Origin of the sequence: Sneathiella sp., assembly GCF_047631475.1 — a bacterium.
GTDB lineage: Bacteria > Pseudomonadota > Alphaproteobacteria > Sneathiellales > Sneathiellaceae > Sneathiella.
Window position 1 is genome coordinate 1 of sequence record NZ_JBLHZT010000027.1, and the last position, 17,327, is coordinate 17,327.

At 48.7% G+C, this 17,327-nt stretch carries 13 protein-coding genes and 1 pseudogene; 5 read left to right on the forward strand and 9 right to left on the reverse strand.

What is annotated here, in order from left to right; all coding sequences use genetic code 11:
- The 3 genes and pseudogenes from ACJAYR_RS11800 to ACJAYR_RS11810 form a co-directional block, all read right to left on the reverse strand.
- Positions 1-435: pseudogene (locus ACJAYR_RS11800) on the reverse strand (hypothetical protein); the annotation flags it as partial.
- Complete coding sequence (locus ACJAYR_RS11805; protein ID WP_169543096.1) at positions 435-1,763, reverse strand: HlyD family type I secretion periplasmic adaptor subunit; 1,329 nt, start codon at positions 1,761-1,763, stop codon at positions 435-437. The gene ACJAYR_RS11805 and the pseudogene ACJAYR_RS11800, both read right to left, overlap by 1 nt.
- Before the next feature lie 43 nt (positions 1,764-1,806).
- Complete coding sequence (locus ACJAYR_RS11810; protein WP_415236782.1) at positions 1,807-4,074, reverse strand: type I secretion system permease/ATPase; 2,268 nt, start codon at positions 4,072-4,074, stop codon at positions 1,807-1,809.
- Between the two features lie 869 nt (positions 4,075-4,943).
- Between ACJAYR_RS11810 and ACJAYR_RS11815 the strand changes: the two genes are divergently transcribed.
- Complete coding sequence (locus tag ACJAYR_RS11815) at positions 4,944-6,287, forward strand: TolC family outer membrane protein (protein WP_415236783.1); 1,344 nt, start codon at positions 4,944-4,946, stop codon at positions 6,285-6,287.
- An 81-nt stretch (positions 6,288-6,368) separates the two neighbouring features.
- Here the strand turns inward: ACJAYR_RS11815 and ACJAYR_RS11820 are convergent, their stop codons facing one another.
- Positions 6,369-7,037 (reverse strand): transglutaminase-like cysteine peptidase, encoded by a 669-nt coding sequence (locus ACJAYR_RS11820; protein ID WP_415236784.1) that lies wholly within the window; start codon positions 7,035-7,037, stop codon positions 6,369-6,371.
- Positions 7,038-7,201: 164 nt separating this feature from the next.
- On the opposite strand from ACJAYR_RS11820, the gene ACJAYR_RS11825 reads away from it, so the two are divergent.
- Positions 7,202-9,337 (forward strand): HD domain-containing phosphohydrolase, encoded by a 2,136-nt coding sequence (locus ACJAYR_RS11825; RefSeq protein WP_415236785.1) that lies wholly within the window; start codon positions 7,202-7,204, stop codon positions 9,335-9,337.
- 233 nt (positions 9,338-9,570) lie between these two features.
- On the opposite strand, the gene ACJAYR_RS11830 is transcribed toward ACJAYR_RS11825, so the two are convergent.
- Positions 9,571-10,596, reverse strand: coding sequence for a response regulator (locus ACJAYR_RS11830; RefSeq protein WP_415236786.1), 1,026 nt, complete (start codon positions 10,594-10,596; stop codon positions 9,571-9,573).
- Positions 10,597-10,819: 223 nt separating this feature from the next.
- Between ACJAYR_RS11830 and ACJAYR_RS11835 the strand changes: the two genes are divergently transcribed.
- The gene (locus ACJAYR_RS11835; RefSeq protein ID WP_415236787.1) at positions 10,820-11,401 is read left to right on the forward strand and encodes a pseudouridine synthase; all 582 of its coding nucleotides are present in this window, start codon (positions 10,820-10,822) and stop codon (positions 11,399-11,401) included.
- A gap of 58 nt (positions 11,402-11,459) precedes the next feature.
- Here ACJAYR_RS11835 and ACJAYR_RS11840 read toward each other — a convergent pair whose 3' ends face one another.
- The gene (locus tag ACJAYR_RS11840) at positions 11,460-12,284 is read right to left on the reverse strand and encodes a universal stress protein (protein ID WP_415236788.1); all 825 of its coding nucleotides are present in this window, start codon (positions 12,282-12,284) and stop codon (positions 11,460-11,462) included.
- Between the two features lie 260 nt (positions 12,285-12,544).
- Here ACJAYR_RS11840 and ACJAYR_RS11845 point away from each other — a divergent pair, with 260 nt between their 5' ends.
- Both ACJAYR_RS11845 and ACJAYR_RS11850 read left to right on the forward strand, forming a co-directional pair.
- Positions 12,545-13,105: a nitroreductase gene (locus tag ACJAYR_RS11845; RefSeq protein WP_415236789.1), complete on the forward strand. Its 561-nt coding sequence runs from the start codon at positions 12,545-12,547 to the stop codon at positions 13,103-13,105.
- Positions 13,106-13,226: 121 nt separating this feature from the next.
- Positions 13,227-13,811: an OmpH family outer membrane protein gene (locus ACJAYR_RS11850; protein WP_415236790.1), complete on the forward strand. Its 585-nt coding sequence runs from the start codon at positions 13,227-13,229 to the stop codon at positions 13,809-13,811.
- Between the two features lie 2 nt (positions 13,812-13,813).
- On the opposite strand, the gene add is transcribed toward ACJAYR_RS11850, so the two are convergent.
- The 3 genes from add to deoA are packed head-to-tail and all read right to left on the reverse strand — an operon-like array spanning position 13,814 to position 17,324.
- A complete protein-coding gene (gene add, locus ACJAYR_RS11855; RefSeq protein ID WP_415236791.1) occupies positions 13,814-14,785 on the reverse strand; it encodes an adenosine deaminase in 972 nt (323 codons plus the stop codon).
- Complete coding sequence (locus ACJAYR_RS11860; protein WP_415236828.1) at positions 14,782-15,993, reverse strand: phosphopentomutase; 1,212 nt, start codon at positions 15,991-15,993, stop codon at positions 14,782-14,784. Before ACJAYR_RS11860 ends, add begins: the two co-directional genes overlap by 4 nt.
- Complete coding sequence (gene deoA, locus ACJAYR_RS11865; protein ID WP_415236792.1) at positions 15,987-17,324, reverse strand: thymidine phosphorylase; 1,338 nt, start codon at positions 17,322-17,324, stop codon at positions 15,987-15,989. The genes ACJAYR_RS11860 and deoA overlap by 7 nt, the downstream gene beginning before the upstream one ends.
- Between the last annotated feature and the right edge of the window lie 3 nt (positions 17,325-17,327).

A 17,327-nucleotide genomic window follows, 5' to 3' on the forward strand; every position in this document is an offset into this window, starting at 1 on the left:
GATATATTTCATGATCGCAAAGTCTTCGGAATCGCCGCCATTGACAATAAATTCCAGCGGTTCCGCCCAGTGATCCGAACGTTTGTAGGTTTCTTCATCGGTGGCCATGCGCCATTTATTGATGAAGCTGTTTATTTGCCGGACCTTGGCGTTGGCTGTCTCCAGCTCTAATTCCTGAATCTTTGCACGCCATAAGGTCATTTGTTGCGATTTGCATTTCTGGATGTCCCGGTCGCATAAGGCGGCCTGTTTATCCAACTCCTTAAAGCTGGAAATGACTCTCTTCCATTGCGGTAATGATGTCAGGTCATCGGAGGCGATCTCAATCGTTCCGAATAAGCCAAGGTCCGTTTCCGCAACAGCACGGGCATTGCCCGTCGCGATCGATATCAGACCAGCAACAGCAAGCGTTGAGATGAATGATTTCCTGATCATTAGCGTTCTCTCAGCGCGGTGTTTTTGGTTTTCAGAATTGGTTTCAGAATGTAATCCAAGACTGATTTGTGACCTGTCAGGGTATCTACGGTTGCGACCATACCCGGTTTGATAGGGTATATTTCTTCGCCTCGTTTCAAAGAATTTTCTTTGGTGCGGACGATGATTTTATAGAAGGTCTCTCCTGACTTTTCGTCAACAATGGTATCTGGACTAATCCGTTCAAGTTCAGCGGGCAGCCCTCCATAAATCGAAAAATCATATGCCGTGATTTTTACCGTCGCTTTCTGACCAGGACGCAGGAAAGCGATGTCAGAAGGTCTGATGCGGGCTTCCACAAGCAGGTTGTCTTCGATAGGGACAATCTCGACAATATCCTGACCGGGACGAACAACCCCTCCGACGGTCTGGATTTTGAGCTCTTTGACCTCCCCTTTCAAGGGGGAGCGGACATCTGTTCGGGTAACCCGATCTTTGGCTGCCAGAATGGTTTGGCGAACGCCTTCAAACTCACCGCGCGCGACACTCAACTCTTGGGAAGCAAGACTTCTGAAGTTCAGAATTTTCTCTTCAATCCTTTGATTGGCTTCCTTTACTGCCCCTTTTGCTCTGGGGAGCGCTAATGTCGAGGCCGAAATCTGTCCCTTCAGATCATTGACCTGTCGTTTCAACTGCAAAAGCTGTACCTTTGGCACAATTCCTTTTACCGCCAGCGGCTCGGTAATGGCCAGTTCTTCATTAACCAATGCTATACTGGAACGAAGCTGTGCAAGCCGCCCATTGATTTCAGCAATCTCCTGTTTCCGCTGTTGGGCCTGTTGGCGCAGAATAGAAATCTGAGATTGCAATTCAGCCTGACGAGCATTGAAAAGATTTTGTTCACGAACAGAGATTTCGGGCGCTTCAGCCAGCAGTTCCGGAGGGAACTCAAGTGCTGTGCCGTTGGCTTCAGCCCTAAGACGGGTTACCCGCCCCATCAGATTCATGTAATTGGATTCAATTTCACCAAACCGAGCGGCAAAGCCAGTATCATCGATCCGCAGGAGAATTTGTCCCTTCTCGACAACTTCGCCTTCACGTACCAACAGTTCTTTCAGGATACCACCTTCAAGATTTTGAATAACCTGTACCTGACTTGATGGAATAACCTTTCCATCACCGCGGGTCACTTCGTCCAGAATTGCATTATCCGCCCAGATATAAGCGGCTACAAAGAACGCGATTACACCAAACAGAAGCAGAAAGGATTTAGGGTTTGGGCCCTGCATCTTTGCTGACACAACATCTGAGGTAAAATCGGTATCACTCCATTGAATTTTGTCGGACATTTTTTTGCCTATTTGTCTTTCATTCACTCAGTTTGTCTTCGGTTCAGCTAGCTTTTTGTGCAGGTTTACGGCCTGGGCGTTGCCCAACCTTCAGCACTTCATCGCGAGGGCCATCGGCAACGACCTTGCCATTGCCCAGAACGATGATCCGATCGACAAGTGAAAATAGTGACGTGCGATGAGTTACCAGAATCAGGGTTTTGTCTTCTGCATACTCTTTCAATCGATTGATGAAGCGGCGTTCAGAGTTCAAGTCCATGGAACTGGTCGGTTCATCGAACATCAAGACGGGTGGATTGGGAAGCAAGGCACGTGCGATGCCCAGCGATTGTCTTTGTCCGCCGGACAGGGTCGCGCCTTTTTCCCCTACATGAAGGTCATATCCATGCGGATGGCGACTGATAAAGTCATGGACACCGGCCAGTTTGGCAGCGTTGAGGATCATCTCGTCATCCGCCTGAGGGTGTCCCATTGTTATGTTATGGCGAACGGTTCCATGGAAAAGCGTGACATCCTGCATAACACTTCCAATGGACTTGCGAATATCGGAAGGATCAATCTGGCGAATGTCTGTTCCATCCACCAGAACGGCGCCTTCATCCGGTTCGTAAAGATTAATCAGCAAGCGGGAAACCGTTGTCTTGCCTGATCCGACGGGACCGATGATCGCTACTTTTTCGCCAGCCTTGATCTTGAACGAGACATCCGACAGCGCAGGCAGGTCTGTTCCAGGATATTTGAAAGTAACATCCTTGAACTCTACATCACCGGAAATATGTGGCCTGCTCAACTGTCTTTTTTCAGAGGAGCGTTCCACCGGCAGGTTCATGATCTGGTTCAGGCCTTTTAGTGCAACAATCGCCTGATTAAGGCGGGTTAGCAGGGCGGCAATCTGTCCGAGCGGTGCCATTGTCCGGCCCGTAAGAATGGTGGAAGCAATCAATGCACCAACAGTCATGGTCGAGTCCGGTTTGGTCATTTCAGTAACGCCGTAAATAACAACGGCGACGGTCACCAACTGCATGGCCGCGGCAGACAGGTTTATCCCCAGTCCTGCAAAGAAGCGGGAATTGACGCTTGTTTCCGCCGTTTGTCCGACGAAGCGTTCCCATTCTTTTTGCATATGCCCTTCAACACCCAGGCTCTTGACCGTATCCAATGCTGAAATGGTTTCGATGATTACGCCATGTTTCTGGGAGCTTTCTTCGGTATTCTGGGCGACAGCCCGGCGCATGGGCCATTGTAGAAACAACCCGATCAAAATTACGGCCGGTATGGCGATGGCCGGAACGATCACAATCGGACCACCAATCAGGTAGATGATGAACAGGAATATCCCAAGGAACGGTAGATCCACCAACGCGGTTACAGTTGCTGATGCGAAAAAGTCCCGCAGGGTTTCAAATTCACGCAAATGGTTTGCAAAGGCACCAGCAGAGGCGGGGCGGGCTTTAACCTGAATATTGAGAACCTGCTCAAAAATGCGGCTGGACAACAGAACATCAGCCCTTTTCCCCGCGTTATCGACAAAATAGGATCTAAGGGATTTCAGCACAAGGTCAAAGCCGATAACGGTAATTACACCAAAAGCAAGGACCCAAAGTGTTTCTACCGCTTTGTTCGGGACCACGCGATCATACACGTTCATAATAAAAAGCGGGCTTGCGATGGCAAAACTGTTGATCAGCATCGCTGCGATCATCACTTGAAGATAGGTTGGCCAGAATTGCCACATGGTTCCCCAGAACCAGGACCCCTTGCGAGCATATAGCGTTTCGTCCCGTTCCACGCGGAATTTGAATTTCGGCCTTAGGAAAATCGCGTATCCGGCATATTGGGCGTCGAGATCATCCATTGAAATGGTTTGCGATCCTTCTCCCGATTCCGGGAAAACCACAGTTGCTGACTTGCCGTTTGTTTCTAGCAGGATGCAGGCCCTGCGATCCTTCAATAACAAAACCGACGGTAGAACGACCGACGGGATCTTGTTGAGTTTACGATTGGTCATTCTGGCGCTGATGCCTACCCGGCCGGCGGCACGCATGAACAGCTGAGGCGTCAGCCGGTTTTCCTCTAGCGGAAGACCATATATCAAGGCATCCGGGGTTCGAGGATCTTCAAAAATCTTGGTTAGGGCAACCAGACACCCTAATAGAGGATCCAAATCAGCCCTGGAAATATCAGATAGCCGTATATCCCAATCTTCTGTTTCTAAACCTGCGGCGGTTTCTGTCGCTGCGGGTTCTTGTTGGTTTGCGGTCTGCTCTTTAGTGCCTGCGGCAAAACCGGATGTCGAACTGTTATCTGTCATAGTTTTCTGTTTCCAAAGTTGAAACAGATATTTGATCGATGTGACATGTGCTGAAAGCCATTATCAAGAATCAAATACCTTTTCCCCTGTCCCTTTTCGCAAATCCTAGTAATACGACCTGACCGTGTATCGAAAGATGCGTTTTCTTCCTGATCTACCCCGGTAAAGCGGCATCCCCCATGTTGTTTTTTCGGTCAAATTATCGAATAACAACGCCTAAAATTTTACCTAATGTCGTGACATTGAACGGCTATTTGATGAAAAAGCTGTTAATGCCCGCTTTAATCCCGCTTCTTTTCCATTAAAATCGAATAAATCGGGACCTCCCCATCACCACTAAACCGTTATTTTCCTGCATGTTGGTGTCACTTTGGGACAAGACGCAATAAAATAAGACATATCCGTTAACCATAAAATTTGAGAGTGCGCTCAGTGAAGACTCTCTGCAACAATACCAAACAGAAAAAAGATTCTTAAAGGGCGTCGTTCGAAGGCGACAGGCTGGCGAAGAGCACGGTAAATCCTGATTCTTGCAATGACAGGAGCGTGTTAGCGAGGGTGCCAAATGACATGTTGTGTGGAATTGATTCTGTGAATCGCCCTAGATTGTGTGGATGCATCATTACTGAAGCGAAATATTCGTTGCAAATAAGACACAAACGTTGGGTTTTCGAGGATTATTTTTAGATCCTGCCATAATGCAGTTGTTTGTATGCAAGCGCTTTGAGTACATTAGGACAAATTTAAACCCAGTCTGCTCATCTCCATGTTTGACAGTACTGGAACAAGCGGGTATCCCAGCCAACTATTGGTAGTAGGGGTACTCGATTTAGAGTTTGACGAATTTGAACAAGATTTGGGAGAGGGGTATGAAATCAATGGAAGTCACGAGCACAACTCGGACTGTGATTTCGAAAGCGGTCGTCGCAGCCATCTTTGGTAGCGCGCTATTTTCAACGTCAGCTATGGCGGGCACGCTTGCAGAAGCCGTGCAATCCACAGTAAGCAATTATCCGGAAATCGCTGAAGCGGCTGCAAACCGCCGGGCAATCGGACAAGAGCTGAAACAGGCTGAAGGCCTTTATTATCCAACTGTTGATATTGCCATTGGCGGTGGACAGGAATGGACGAATACAACGTCCATTAACGAAGAATGGCTTGGCCGCACAGAAAGCAGCCTGTCAATTTCCCAGACATTGTTTGACGGCGGCGCGCGCGCTGCGGAAGTTGAACGTCAGGAGCATCGGATCGACGGCGCGGCTTATCGGGTTCGCGAACGCTCTGAAGCGATTGGCCTGGACGTTGTGCAGGCATATCTTGATGTTTTGCGGAACCTAGAGGTTGTTAATCTGGCAACAGAAAATCTCGAAATCCACAAACGGACACTTCGCGAAATTCAGGACCGCGTTGAAGCTGGACAAAGCGGCGTTGGTGATACGCAACAAACAGAAGCGCGGGTCTCCGCTGCGGAAGCTGTTCTTGTCGAAACTCTGCGTCAGCTCGATACGTCTGAAATCGCATACCGCCGCCTGGTTGGTGAAGCTCCGCTAAATCTGGAATTGCCAACATTTAACGATGGTGCCCTTCCTGAAAATCTGGAAGACATTATTGCAATCGCAATGGAAAGCAATCCAGACATTCGTTTTGCGAAAGCAGATGTTCGGACGTCTACTGCTGAAATTACAGCTGCAGAAGCGAACTTCTACCCTACTGTAAATCTCGAACTTGATGCGTCCGCTGACAACAACCTTGATGGTGTTGAAGGGCATAACGAAGATTTCACTGCAATGGTTCGTCTTCGGTACAACCTGTATCGCGGTGGTATTGATCTGGGTCGTCAACGGGAAGCTGTTGAACGTAATTCAGAATCAAAACAGCGTCAGATGCGTTTCGAGCGTCTTGTTGAAGAAGAAATTCGTCAGGGCTGGAGTGCTCTTGCACGGTCACAGGCTCGGGCAGCTGCTCTGAGTGATCAGGTTGTTGCAAACGGTCAGGTTGCTGCAACATACCGTCAGGAATTCCAGATCGGACAGCGTGACCTTCTTGATATGCTCGATTCGGATAATGAACTGTTCAACTCAAGAACATCTTTGGCAACTGTCGAATATGCAGTTCTATTTGCCAAATACCGGTTGCTGGCGTCCATGGGTCGTTTGAACAGCACACTGGGTGTTACACTTCTTGAAGATGCATTGCCAAACGGCGACAGCTAATCTTTTAGGAATACCATTAAAAAGGCCGCGTCTGAAACATCCAGACGCGGCCTTTTTTATGCTAAATGTTGTCCTCAGACCTTAAGGTTTGTATCGCCACCAGCCTTGTTCATTTACCGAATAGATGGGTCGGTAATGCCTTATTCTTTTTGCATCAATAACCAGTCCGATCTGATTATCAAGCACGACTTCTTTTTTGTCGAATTGAACTGCTAACACCGCATGGGCGATTCTAAGGTTCAGGTCCTGCAGCACCACGATCTTCATGTCTTCGGCTTTCCAGCCCAAGGAACGCAGCGTGAAATATTTGACGATGGCATAGTCTTCGCAATCGCCGAACCGGGCAAAAAACTCTTTGGGGATTTCCCAATAGTCTTTAACCCCCCAGTTGATAGGATCCAGGATATATCTGTGGAGGTTGATGTAGGTATTAACTCGTTCCAATTGATACTTTTTCGGCTTGCCCTTTAATTCTTCGACAAGTTCTTCCCATTTGGCATAAGCGCAGGCGTTTAGCTGACCATTATCGCAGTCGCCTGGAGTATCTTTATAAGTATCCAAAACATTTTTCCATTTAGGAAACGGTTTCAGATCATAATGAGCATATTCTTTAAAACCAAAAATACCGACAGCCTGAGCAGATGGTATGTGAGGTACCATCATCAAACTGCACGCAAATGTGCAGGTCATCAGCAATCGCCTCGGCAATTTAGTGTATCTGTTCATGAGCCTACTAATAAATCTATTCATTTTGCTTTGTTATCACCTAATATACGCAATGATATCGTTAAAAATTATTAACGATAACGGAAAGGGTGCGATGAATTTTTCGTTATCTCACCATTTTGCAAGTATGGTTTACGTTTCGTAAACTCATTGCAGGCATATTTTGTGAAAAATCGCGGGATAATTGTATGTCAGACATTCAAGAAGAGACTTATGAAAACAAGCGGACCTATCGCATGGTATGGTTGGGTGCAATAAGTCTTGCTCTCGTGGTTGCGCTCGGTGTTTGGGGCACGATCAGTTTTGTTGGTAAACAGCATGATCGGGATATTCAAAACTGGGAGATCCGGTTGGGAATCGTCGCTGATAGCCGTGTAGCAGCGGTTGAAGGGTGGCTGGCAGAACAAAAATCAGCGATCAATAGTCTTTCTGAAAATGCTTCGCTGCAAGTGTATCTCACTCAACTGGTTCTTGATACGGAAGAAAACGGTCTTAAGGTTACAGAGGTGCCGGAAGCTGGATATCTGATAAACCTACTGAACAACCATGCGGTCATCAGTGGATTTTGGGAGCCTGAGGAGCCTCAGATTAATGCTAATGTTGCGCGCCCGGGACGGGCAGGGATTGCGTTGACAGACCGCACTGGAACGCTTCTGGTTTCCAGTGGGAATATGCCGCCGATGAACCCATCGATCCGTGCGGCCATTGCTGAAGCAGATCAAGGACGTGCGGCTGTCATTGATTTATATGAAGGTCTGGACGGCGAGCCGACAATGGGGTTTGTTTATCCGATCTTTGCCGTCCAGTCAGCGGGAGATCCGAACAAGGTGATCGGATTTGTCGTTGGTCTTAGAACGGTCCGAAAATCTCTGTTCCCTCTTCTTCTTCAACCGGGTGAAGTTCAGAAAACAGCGGAAACAATTCTCGTCCGCGAACGAGGGGCGTTGACCGAATATATCTCCCCGCTGGCAGACGGAACGCCTGCCCTTAAGCGCAGAGTAAGCTCTGATGATAAGCTGGCAGCGGCCTTTGCGGCTAGGAACCCTGGTCTGTTTGCAATTAAGTCAAACTATCTGGGAGATGAAGTCCTTGTGACCGGGCGGGCTATTTCGGGGGCGCCGTGGTTTCTGGTGCGGAGTGTTACGACAATCGAAGCACTTTCCGAGACGCGGGAGCGGCGGAACGCGATGCTCGGAGTTTTTCTGTTGTTGATCCTGGGAATTACCGGAACCGTTGTGGCCGTTTGGCGCCACGGCACGTCGCTGAGAGCGGCGGAACTTGCGGAGAAATACAAAAAGGTTGCCGAGGAACTTCGTGAGCGTACTGAATTTTTGAAGGTGGTTACGGATCAGCAACCAACAGCAATAGCCGTGTTTGATCAGGGCGATCGATATGCATTTGCCAATAAATTGGCAGCAGACAATGTAGAATTGCTTCAAGATGAAATTCTGGGCCGGAAACTATCCAGCGTTATGAACCCTGAGTCGTCAAAAAAGCTTTTGGATATGCTTCATTTTGCCCGGCAGGATAACGCGGTTCAGTCTGCGGTTATGAGTTTGCCGGATCCCCAGCACGGGGATCGCATTGTTAAATCTGATATTATTCCGCTTAGAACAGAACAAAATGATGTGCAAAACATGCTCGCTGTGTTTCAGGACATTACTGAAGTCGTGACCGAGCGGGAGCGCCGGGAAAACGTATTGCGCAGTCTTGTGTCTGCATTGGTGGCCTTTGTTGATAAGCGGGATCCATATTCCGCTCATCAGTCGGTCTGGGTCGCGGAAGTAGCTGTTGCTATTGCCGAAGAGTTAAACGCGTCAGAACGGGTCATCCGAACCGTCGATATTTCCGGTAATTTGATGAACCTGGGTAAGATTCTGGTGCCGTCCAAAATTCTAACCAAGACGGAACGATTAACGGAAGATGAGCTGCGCGTCATCAGAGAAAGCCTCGTTTCCAGTGCCGATTTGCTTGAAAATGTGAAATTTGATCTTCCTATTGCAGAAACCCTCCGTCAATTGCAGGAGCATTGGGATGGCACCGGCCATCCTCGTGGGTTGAAGGAAACCGCTATCAATGAAGCTGCACGGATTGTTGCCGTCGCAAACGCCTTTGTCGGTATGGTTAGTCCGAGGGCCTACCGAGACGCGTTTGATTTTAATAAAGCGGTCAGCATTCTTTTGGAAGAAGCGGACAAGAAATACGATCGCAAGCCCATTAGTGCACTCATTAATTTCCTTGAAAATGGCGGGGGCCGCGAAAAATGGCAGCATTTCTCGAATACCCTTCCAGATCCGGAAGCAGAAGAACAGCCCGGTGATTAAGAAACCTGGCTTGTCGCCGCATCATTTCTAACCTTGCAAGTGTTGTCACAAGTGCCGCGGTGGGGATGGTGGCGCTTAGTCCGTTTTCCCCAGTCGCGGCAGGTCTGCATCTATAGGGGGGCCGTCTGCGCTATAGCCAGTTGGCTTGCGCGAAGGTTGGCCTCTTCGGATAGATCATTCAGCGGATTTATATGGATTTAGTCCATACCGGGCCGCCTGCTTACGGGTGTTTTCTATAAAATTGCCGGGGATGCTTGAAGTGCAGCAGGGCCTGTCAGGATGAGCTTAACCAGTTCACTTTGGCGACTGGTATCGGTCTTTCGGAAAATCTGCCGTAATTGAGAACGCACAGTATGCATGCTAACGCCCCATTCCTCAGCCAGATCATCCAGCTTGCTGCCATTTGTCAGACCCAGAGCCAGCCTACCCTCGGCGGGTGTTAAAGCATAAAGACGGCAAATTGTATCGATAGAGAGTTCCACAGGTTCTGCAGGGTCTGAGACAAAAAGAACGGCTCCTTTACCGGCTATTCCGGTTCCGATCGGGGCCAGCATAACGGTAAGCGGTGTATCACTTTCTTCACGGGTGATTGTCAGGGCGAAATCCAGTTCCCCCTTTCCATTGGTTTCCGGTGAAAGTGTGTTTGTCAGAAGCTCTGCCAGCTTTTTGTTTTCACTGGCTACGGTTGCCCGGCATTTCTGCTCTGAATCCAGTATTAGGCCGTCCTTTTTCTCCAGATATTTTTTTGCTTTATCATTGAAGAAAAGAACCTGAGAGCTTTCGGTCATCAGAATGACGCCCAAAGGGAGCTTGTTAAGTACAGCCGTCGCCGATTCCAACAGAGGCGTTGTCGCAGGTGCGTTGCTTTGACCTTGATGTCGCACAATCGCGCTAATCAGGCTGCGGGCCATGCTGCTACTGGTTAACTGGCTTCGGATAACATAATCCTGAGCGCCACTTCGAATAGCCTCCTGACCCGTGTTTTCTTCATCATCTGTTAAAATGACAACCGGAACCGACGGGATGTTTCTTCTTAGGTCTTTGAGGGTTTCAAAAGCCGTATCGCCAGTACTGTCTTGATCCAGCAGGATGACATCGGCACCTGCGGCGCTTTGTTGATTAATAAAAGCGTGCGCATCAGGCACATGCATCAGATCCATGGAAGGTTTGGAGATATTTGCCAATAGCCAGCCTATTTGCTGTGCATCTCCATCCTTGTTTCCGATAAACAGGATTTTTGCATTTAAAATCTCGTTCATCTGGTTTTATTGCTCCACGGTTCAATCTAATTCAGAATATTGATACGATCATTTTACAAAACATACTGGCAGGTTTTTATACTGTTTCATTTGTGAAAACGCGGTAAAACCAATGTCTTCTGTTTATTAAAGTATCGAGAGAATGTTAACAAAATTGTTTCTAACTCACCTTAATTAAGGCAGAAATCTGTCCATTGTGTCCTATTAGCCATAAGGTTCAAAATTGTCCTTCATTCCTAAATCTAAATATACCTACATTTCCTTTCATAAACCTTTCGGTGTTTTAAGTCAGTTTACGAGCGAGGGAGGCCACCCGTCTCTGGAAGGATTTGGGCTACCCAAGGGGGTGTATGCGGCCGGGCGACTGGATCGGGACAGTGAAGGACTTCTAATTCTAAGCGATGACGGCCCCTTCATAAACAAACTGCTGGACCCGAAATTTGCACATCCACGGACTTATCTGGTGCAGGTAGAAGGAGATCCCTCGGATCAGGATTTGAATGCGCTGCGGAAGGGCCCTGTCATCAAAGGCTATAAAACAAAAGAATGTCTTGTCGAAAGGCCGGAACCGCAACCCTTGATAGGGGAACGGAACCCACCGATCCGGGAGAGAAAAAATATACCGACCACGTGGTTGAAGCTTACCCTGACTGAGGGGAAAAACCGGCAGGTTCGCCGGATGACAGCCGCGGTGGGCTTGCCCACGCTGCGGCTTATCCGCATTGCCATTGGAGATTTGTCGCTAGAGAATCTGGAGCCCGGGCAATGGCGTGAAATTTTAAAAGGGGACATCCTGTCTTCGTGATGGATGGAGTGGAGAGAACAGGACGCCCCCTTTCAAAGCCGAAGGCTAATGCCTTCGATTAGTGTGCGAACAATACCGGTGCGGTCATATGTCCGAGAATTTCCTGAGTCGCTCCCCCAAGGATCATTTCTCTTAACCGGCTATGGCCATACGCGCCCATTACAAGCATATCTGCCTCATAGTCGACTAGTGCATCCAGCAGCGCATTGCCAACCCCTACATCTGGCCAGTGTCCGATTTTCACCTGAACGGTGGCACCATGACGTTCCAGAAATTTTTTCGCAGCGTCATTTCCAACACTTTGATCTGATGTTGGATTTACATTCAGAAGTGTTACCTTCGTGGCCTTTTTAATAAAGGGAAGTGCGCCGCGCAGAGCTTTCGATGCTTCACGCGTGTTGTTCCACCCGACCAGAATATGAGACCCAAATTTCTCAAAGTTGCCAGCGTATGGCACGGTCAGAACCGGACAGGGGCATCCAACAACAAGTTCATCTGCGAGGTTTTGATATTGTGCAGATTTTTCATTGCTTGGGTCGATTTGGCCCAAGATGACAAGGTCGGCAGTAAGCGCATGCTTCTGAATAACATCAGGCGCATAGCCTTCTTCCTGAACGCAGGAAAACTCCACACCGGCGGCCGTTGCTTTTGCCGTTAGTCGTTCGCACGCCTGTTTTGCGTTTTCTGTTTCAATTCCTCGTGTGCGTTCAATGAATTCAGGTGGGATATATCCCATGAACGAGGTGGGAGGGGTTACAGGTGCAATTGTGTAAAGACCGACAATATGAGCAGAATTTTCAGCTGCCAGATTCAAGGCGACGGAAATAGACGCTTCCAGTTTCTCATCATTGGTCAAATGCAATAAGATGGTTTTGAAGGACATGGTATGCCTCGTCTTGTTAGTATTTAGCTGTTACCTTAGTACTAGCCTATATTTTTAGAGGATGAATTGATCTGGAACAATCTGAATAAAGATGATGCTTTTTTGTTTGTCAGCGTCTTGCGTTATGAAGATGGTTTTCAAGAATCTTGTGACAGGACGTACAGGGCCAGTCCAAAAGAATAACGGGTTTTTATTGCTCGTTGGGATCACCCGGTTTAGGTTGCATCTTTAACGTTAACCGGATTAGGGAAATCTTTGCGATGAATGCTATTGATGCGTTGCTTACTCGAAAATCTGCGGCAAAGCTGGTTGAGCCTGCACCGGATGATGCAGCATTGCAGACACTTTTTCAGGCGGCGGTAAGGGCACCGGATCATGGCTGCATTCGTCCTTGGAGGTTTATTTATTTCAAAGATGAAATGCGGCATGAGCTTGGGCAGATTTTTGTCGAGGCGCTGAAAAAAAGCAACCCTGAAGCAACACCGGCAGCCATTGAAAAAGAAGCCAAGAAACCACTACGTGCGCCATTGGTGATTGCTGTCATTGCGAAAGTGCAGGAGCATCCCAAGGTTCCTGCCGTCGAACAAATCATATCCGCCGGAGCTGCCGCCCAGAATATAATGATCGCGGCCCATGCTATGGGATATGCAGGGATATGGCGGTCAGGCTCTCCATGTTTCGATGAACATGTGCGCAGTCGATTGGGCGCTGTTGGTGACGATATGATTGTCGGGTTTTTGTATCTTGGGACGGCGAAAACGGTCCCGCCGATGCCGGATCTTTCGTTGACTGATTATGTAAGTGAGTGGAAATCCGCATAATATTGACAGATTTGCCTGTTTTTATCCCGTAACAATAGTTGCAGTTCCCTGCTGCCTTTTGTTATGGTCTGCACATATCGGTGTCTAGGGCACCCTGTTTTCAAAATATCGGAGCTGATTAGTGATTCAATTTTTCAAAAGCCGTGTAGCTGCTGTTAGTCTGGCTGTTACTTTTTCTGTATTTGGCAGTGGCTTGATCGTTTCAGATGTTTTGGCACAAACGACTATTCCGCAAGCAAAAGCAGCGATTGTGGATGTTACATTTATCCTGAACAGTTCTGAGACTTGGAAAAATGCTGAAAAGGAAATGAAAGCCCGGGTTGATGATGTTCAAAAAGAAATTGATGTAAAAAAAGAACAACTTAAAGTCCGCGCCGATGAATTGAAGCGGCAGCAGACAATTCTTGCACCGGATGTTTTCCAGGCCAAGGCTCGCGAAATCCAGAAAGACCAGTTGGGTCTTCAGCGCGAGGCGCAGATTTCCAATGCTAAAGTGAATGATGTCCTCAATCGGATGCGGGGCCAGCTTCGAGGTGTTATTGTCAAGCTGGCGGCTAATGTTGCTGCTGAAAAAGGCATGAATATCGGCTTCGATCGAAACAATGTCATTTTCTTTAATGATGGGATGGACATCACTAAGGAAGTTTTGAAACGTTTTAATGCGTCCAAAACAAAGGTCGAAATTACTGTCGATAAAAACCAATAAACCTAAACTGCCGCGATCAGTTTTTCTTTCAGGGCGTCATCACAAAAGGCCGATTTCAGGCTGTTAATGGTGATCTGCCGCATGATCTGCTCATCATACCCGTTCACCGCGGCGACCCTTTCATATTCTTTGCCGATGGATGTGGCAAAGAAAGGGGGATCGTCGGAGTTCAGTGTGACGACACAACCCGCTTGTTTTAGTTGATCGAAAGGATGCTGTTCGTATCCATCATAAAGGCCGGTTGCGATATTACTTCCGGGGCAGAGTTCCAAAGGGATTTGTCTTTCGGCGAGTTCAGAGACCAGATTTGGATCTTCGATAGCTCGCACACCGTGGCCAATCCGACTGACGGGAAGATGGGTGAGGGTGTCCCTGATGCTTTGGCAATCTCCGAATTCACCCGCATGATTTGTCGTCTTGTAACCGGCATCATGCGCCTTGTAAAAAGCAGGAGCAAAGTCTTTTGGGTGGTACTGCGCTTCATCACCCCCCATGCCAAAACCAACCACATAGGGATGAGGGTATTCTACAAATTTCTGGGCAACAGAGTTAGCCTTTTCAGGACCCAGATGACGGACGCACGTGACAATAATCCGTCCTTCGATGCCAAAATCACGCCGGGCATCGTCAATGCCTGCGGCAATGCCCTCTAAATGATCTGTGTAACTGATACCAGCATCGGCCGCATGGTCAGGAGAGGAAAAGGTTTCCACATATATTGTATTTTCTAGCGCGCAGCGTTTGAGATAATCATAGGTAACCGCACGATAGTCGTCCTTGCTTTGAATAGCGGCCGCGGCTTTGTCATAACAGCGGAGAAAATCCCAAAAATCCGACCAGGAAAATTCTCCGTCAGACTTGAAAGTGGACGGATCCAGCTCAGCCCCATTATTGGCTGCAAGTTTTTTTACAAGGGCCGGGGTGGTTGTCCCTTCCAGATGAACGTGCAGTTCCGCTTTTTTTACTGTTTTCATGACAAGAAGGATGATCCCTTGTTCAGTGGTGTAATCCCCAGATGCGAGGCGATTGTCTGGCCGATATCGGCAAAGGTGTCTCTTTCCCCTATGAACTGCGCTGGAATATTCTTACCATAGCCCAGAACAGGAACAACCTCACGGGTATGATCCGAGCCCGGCCAAGTGGGATCGCATCCATGATCGGCCGTCATTAGAACAAGGTCATCGTCTTCCAAAACACTAAAAAGCTCAGGCAGGCGCCGATCAAACTCTTCTAGCGCATGGGCATATCCCGCGATGTCTCGTCGGTGGCCATAGGATTGGTCAAAATCCACAAAGTTTGTAAAAATGAAGCTGCCGTCTTCTGCTTTTTTCAACGCCGCAAGTGTGGCATCAAACAGCGCCATATTTCCATTTGCCTTGATTTCGGTTCCGGTTCCCTGATGGGCAAATATATCGCCAATTTTACCAATGGAAATAACGGGTTTACCGTCTCTATTCAGGGCGTCCAGCAACGTGGGTTCTGGTGGGGGGACGGCAAGGTCTTTTCGGTTGCCTGTTCGGGTATAGGCCCCTGTAGATCCGACAAACGGCCTGGCAATGACACGCCCGATCTCCAGGTCATCGACGAGTATACGTGCTTCGGCGCACAGGTCATATAGGCGTTGCAAGCCGAAACTTTGTTCATGTGCAGCAATTTGCAGGACACTATCGGCGGAAGTGTAAAAAATCGGCTTTCCGCTTTCGACATGTTCGTCCCCGAGGCGCGTGATAATATCAGTGCCTGAAGCATGACAATTGCCAAGAATGCCCGGTAAATGACATTTCTTGATCAGCGCATTAGTCAGTGTTTCAGGGAAACAGGGGATTTCCTTGGGGAAGTAACCCCAGTCAAACATGACGGGGACCCCTGTCATTTCCCAGTGGCCAGATGGCGTGTCCTTCCCCTTACTCATTTCCTGTGCATAGCCGTAAAGGCCAGTATAGTTGCTCTCGCGTATCGGGCCTTTTCCTGTGTGCAGGCTATGGGCTTTGTATAGACCCAATGCTTCAAGGTTAGGGAGGCGTAAAGGGCCTGAGCGGTTTTCGTTATCGGCTTTTCCTGTGAGAGAGGCATCCAGAATATGGCCAAAGGTATCAGCCCCTGTATCCCCAAAATCGGCTGCATCACGGGCAGCGCCTAACCCAAAACTATCCAAGACAAGTAACAAGGCCCGGCTCATGATTGTTCTCCTGTAACGCGTTTCAGAACAATAGGCGTTTTGGTAGGTGCCTCGCCAGCGATGGTGAGGGCGGCTAAAATCCGTTTTTCAGCGCGGTCAGCCTGATCTTCCGTGCGGGCAATAATCGTTGCGACAGGATTGCGTGGTCCAACCTTTGCGCCAATTCCCTTAATGTTGATCAGTCCAACGCCATAATCAATAGGATCACTTGCGGCATGACGTCCGCCGCCGAGATCCATAACAGAAACACCCATTTCGCGGGTATCGAGCGTTTTGATAAAGCCCCGCTTGGGTGCGATAACATCTCGACGGATTGGTGCGAGCGGAAGATGTTTGTCGGGATTGGTCATCAAATCTGTTGGGCCCCCAAGGGCAGCCACCATTTGGGCGAATTTTTCAGCGGCGGTTCCACTGGACAGGGCTCCTTTTACAGCAAGCGGTGCTGTGGTCTTATCCGCGATACCCGCCAGCACCAGCATCTCTGCACACAGCGCAATAACAACCGTGTTGAGCCGCTCATCGACTTTCCCCCCCATGAGGTAATCAATGGTTTCACGTACTTCAACGGCGTTTCCAGCTGTCGTACCAAGGACTTCATTCATATCGGTCAAAAGAGCCGTTGTTGGAACCCCTGCACCATTGGATACAGTTACAATACTGCGCGCAAGCTCTTCGGCATCTTCAATCTTTTGCTTAAAGGCACCAGAACCGAACTTCACATCCATGACAAGGGCATCCAGACCAGCCGCCAGTTTCTTGGACAGGATGGAGGCGGTAATCAACGAGATGCTTTCGACGGTTGCGGTAACGTCCCGAATGGCATAGAAGCGCTTGTCTGCAGGGGCGAGGTCCGCGGTCTGCCCAATGATCGCGCATCCGATATTTTTTACTACTTTGGTCAGGAGCATTGGATCCGGGGCTGTGTTGTATCCTTCAATACTGTCCAGTTTATCCAGTGTGCCTCCTGTATGCCCCAATCCCCGGCCCGAGATCATTGGGACCGCTCCGCCGCAGGCGGCAACAATAGCGGCCAGCATCAGGCTTACTTTATCACCAACGCCACCAGTTGAATGTTTGTCCACAACAGGACGGCCCAGATCGGCGTCTGTCCAGTTCATCACGTCCCCGGAATGGACCATTGCCTGCGTCAGCCAAATCCGTTCCTGCATCGTCATATCCTGAAAATAGACGGCCATCGCAAATGCTGAAATCTGTCCTTCTGTTACAGAATTGTCCGTAATGCCACGGACCATGAAATCGATTTCAGCCTTGCTAAGCGCTGCCCCATCTCTTTTTTTGCGGATAATCTCTTGCGGGAAAAAATCAGCGGTCATGAT

Coding starts and splice junctions, on each gene's coding strand:
- ACJAYR_RS11805 (WP_169543096.1), bottom strand. CDS start 1,763: ATGTCCGACAAAATTCAATGGAGTGATACCGATTTTACCTCAGATGTT.
- ACJAYR_RS11810 (WP_415236782.1), bottom strand. CDS start 4,074: ATGACAGATAACAGTTCGACATCCGGTTTTGCCGCAGGCACTAAAGAG.
- ACJAYR_RS11815 (WP_415236783.1), top strand. CDS start 4,944: ATGAAATCAATGGAAGTCACGAGCACAACTCGGACTGTGATTTCGAAA.
- ACJAYR_RS11820 (WP_415236784.1), bottom strand. CDS start 7,037: ATGAATAGATTTATTAGTAGGCTCATGAACAGATACACTAAATTGCCG.
- ACJAYR_RS11825 (WP_415236785.1), top strand. CDS start 7,202: ATGTCAGACATTCAAGAAGAGACTTATGAAAACAAGCGGACCTATCGC.
- ACJAYR_RS11830 (WP_415236786.1), bottom strand. CDS start 10,596: ATGAACGAGATTTTAAATGCAAAAATCCTGTTTATCGGAAACAAGGAT.
- ACJAYR_RS11840 (WP_415236788.1), bottom strand. CDS start 12,284: ATGTCCTTCAAAACCATCTTATTGCATTTGACCAATGATGAGAAACTG.
- ACJAYR_RS11845 (WP_415236789.1), top strand. CDS start 12,545: ATGAATGCTATTGATGCGTTGCTTACTCGAAAATCTGCGGCAAAGCTG.
- add (WP_415236791.1), bottom strand. CDS start 14,785: ATGAAAACAGTAAAAAAAGCGGAACTGCACGTTCATCTGGAAGGGACA.
- deoA (WP_415236792.1), bottom strand. CDS start 17,324: ATGACCGCTGATTTTTTCCCGCAAGAGATTATCCGCAAAAAAAGAGAT.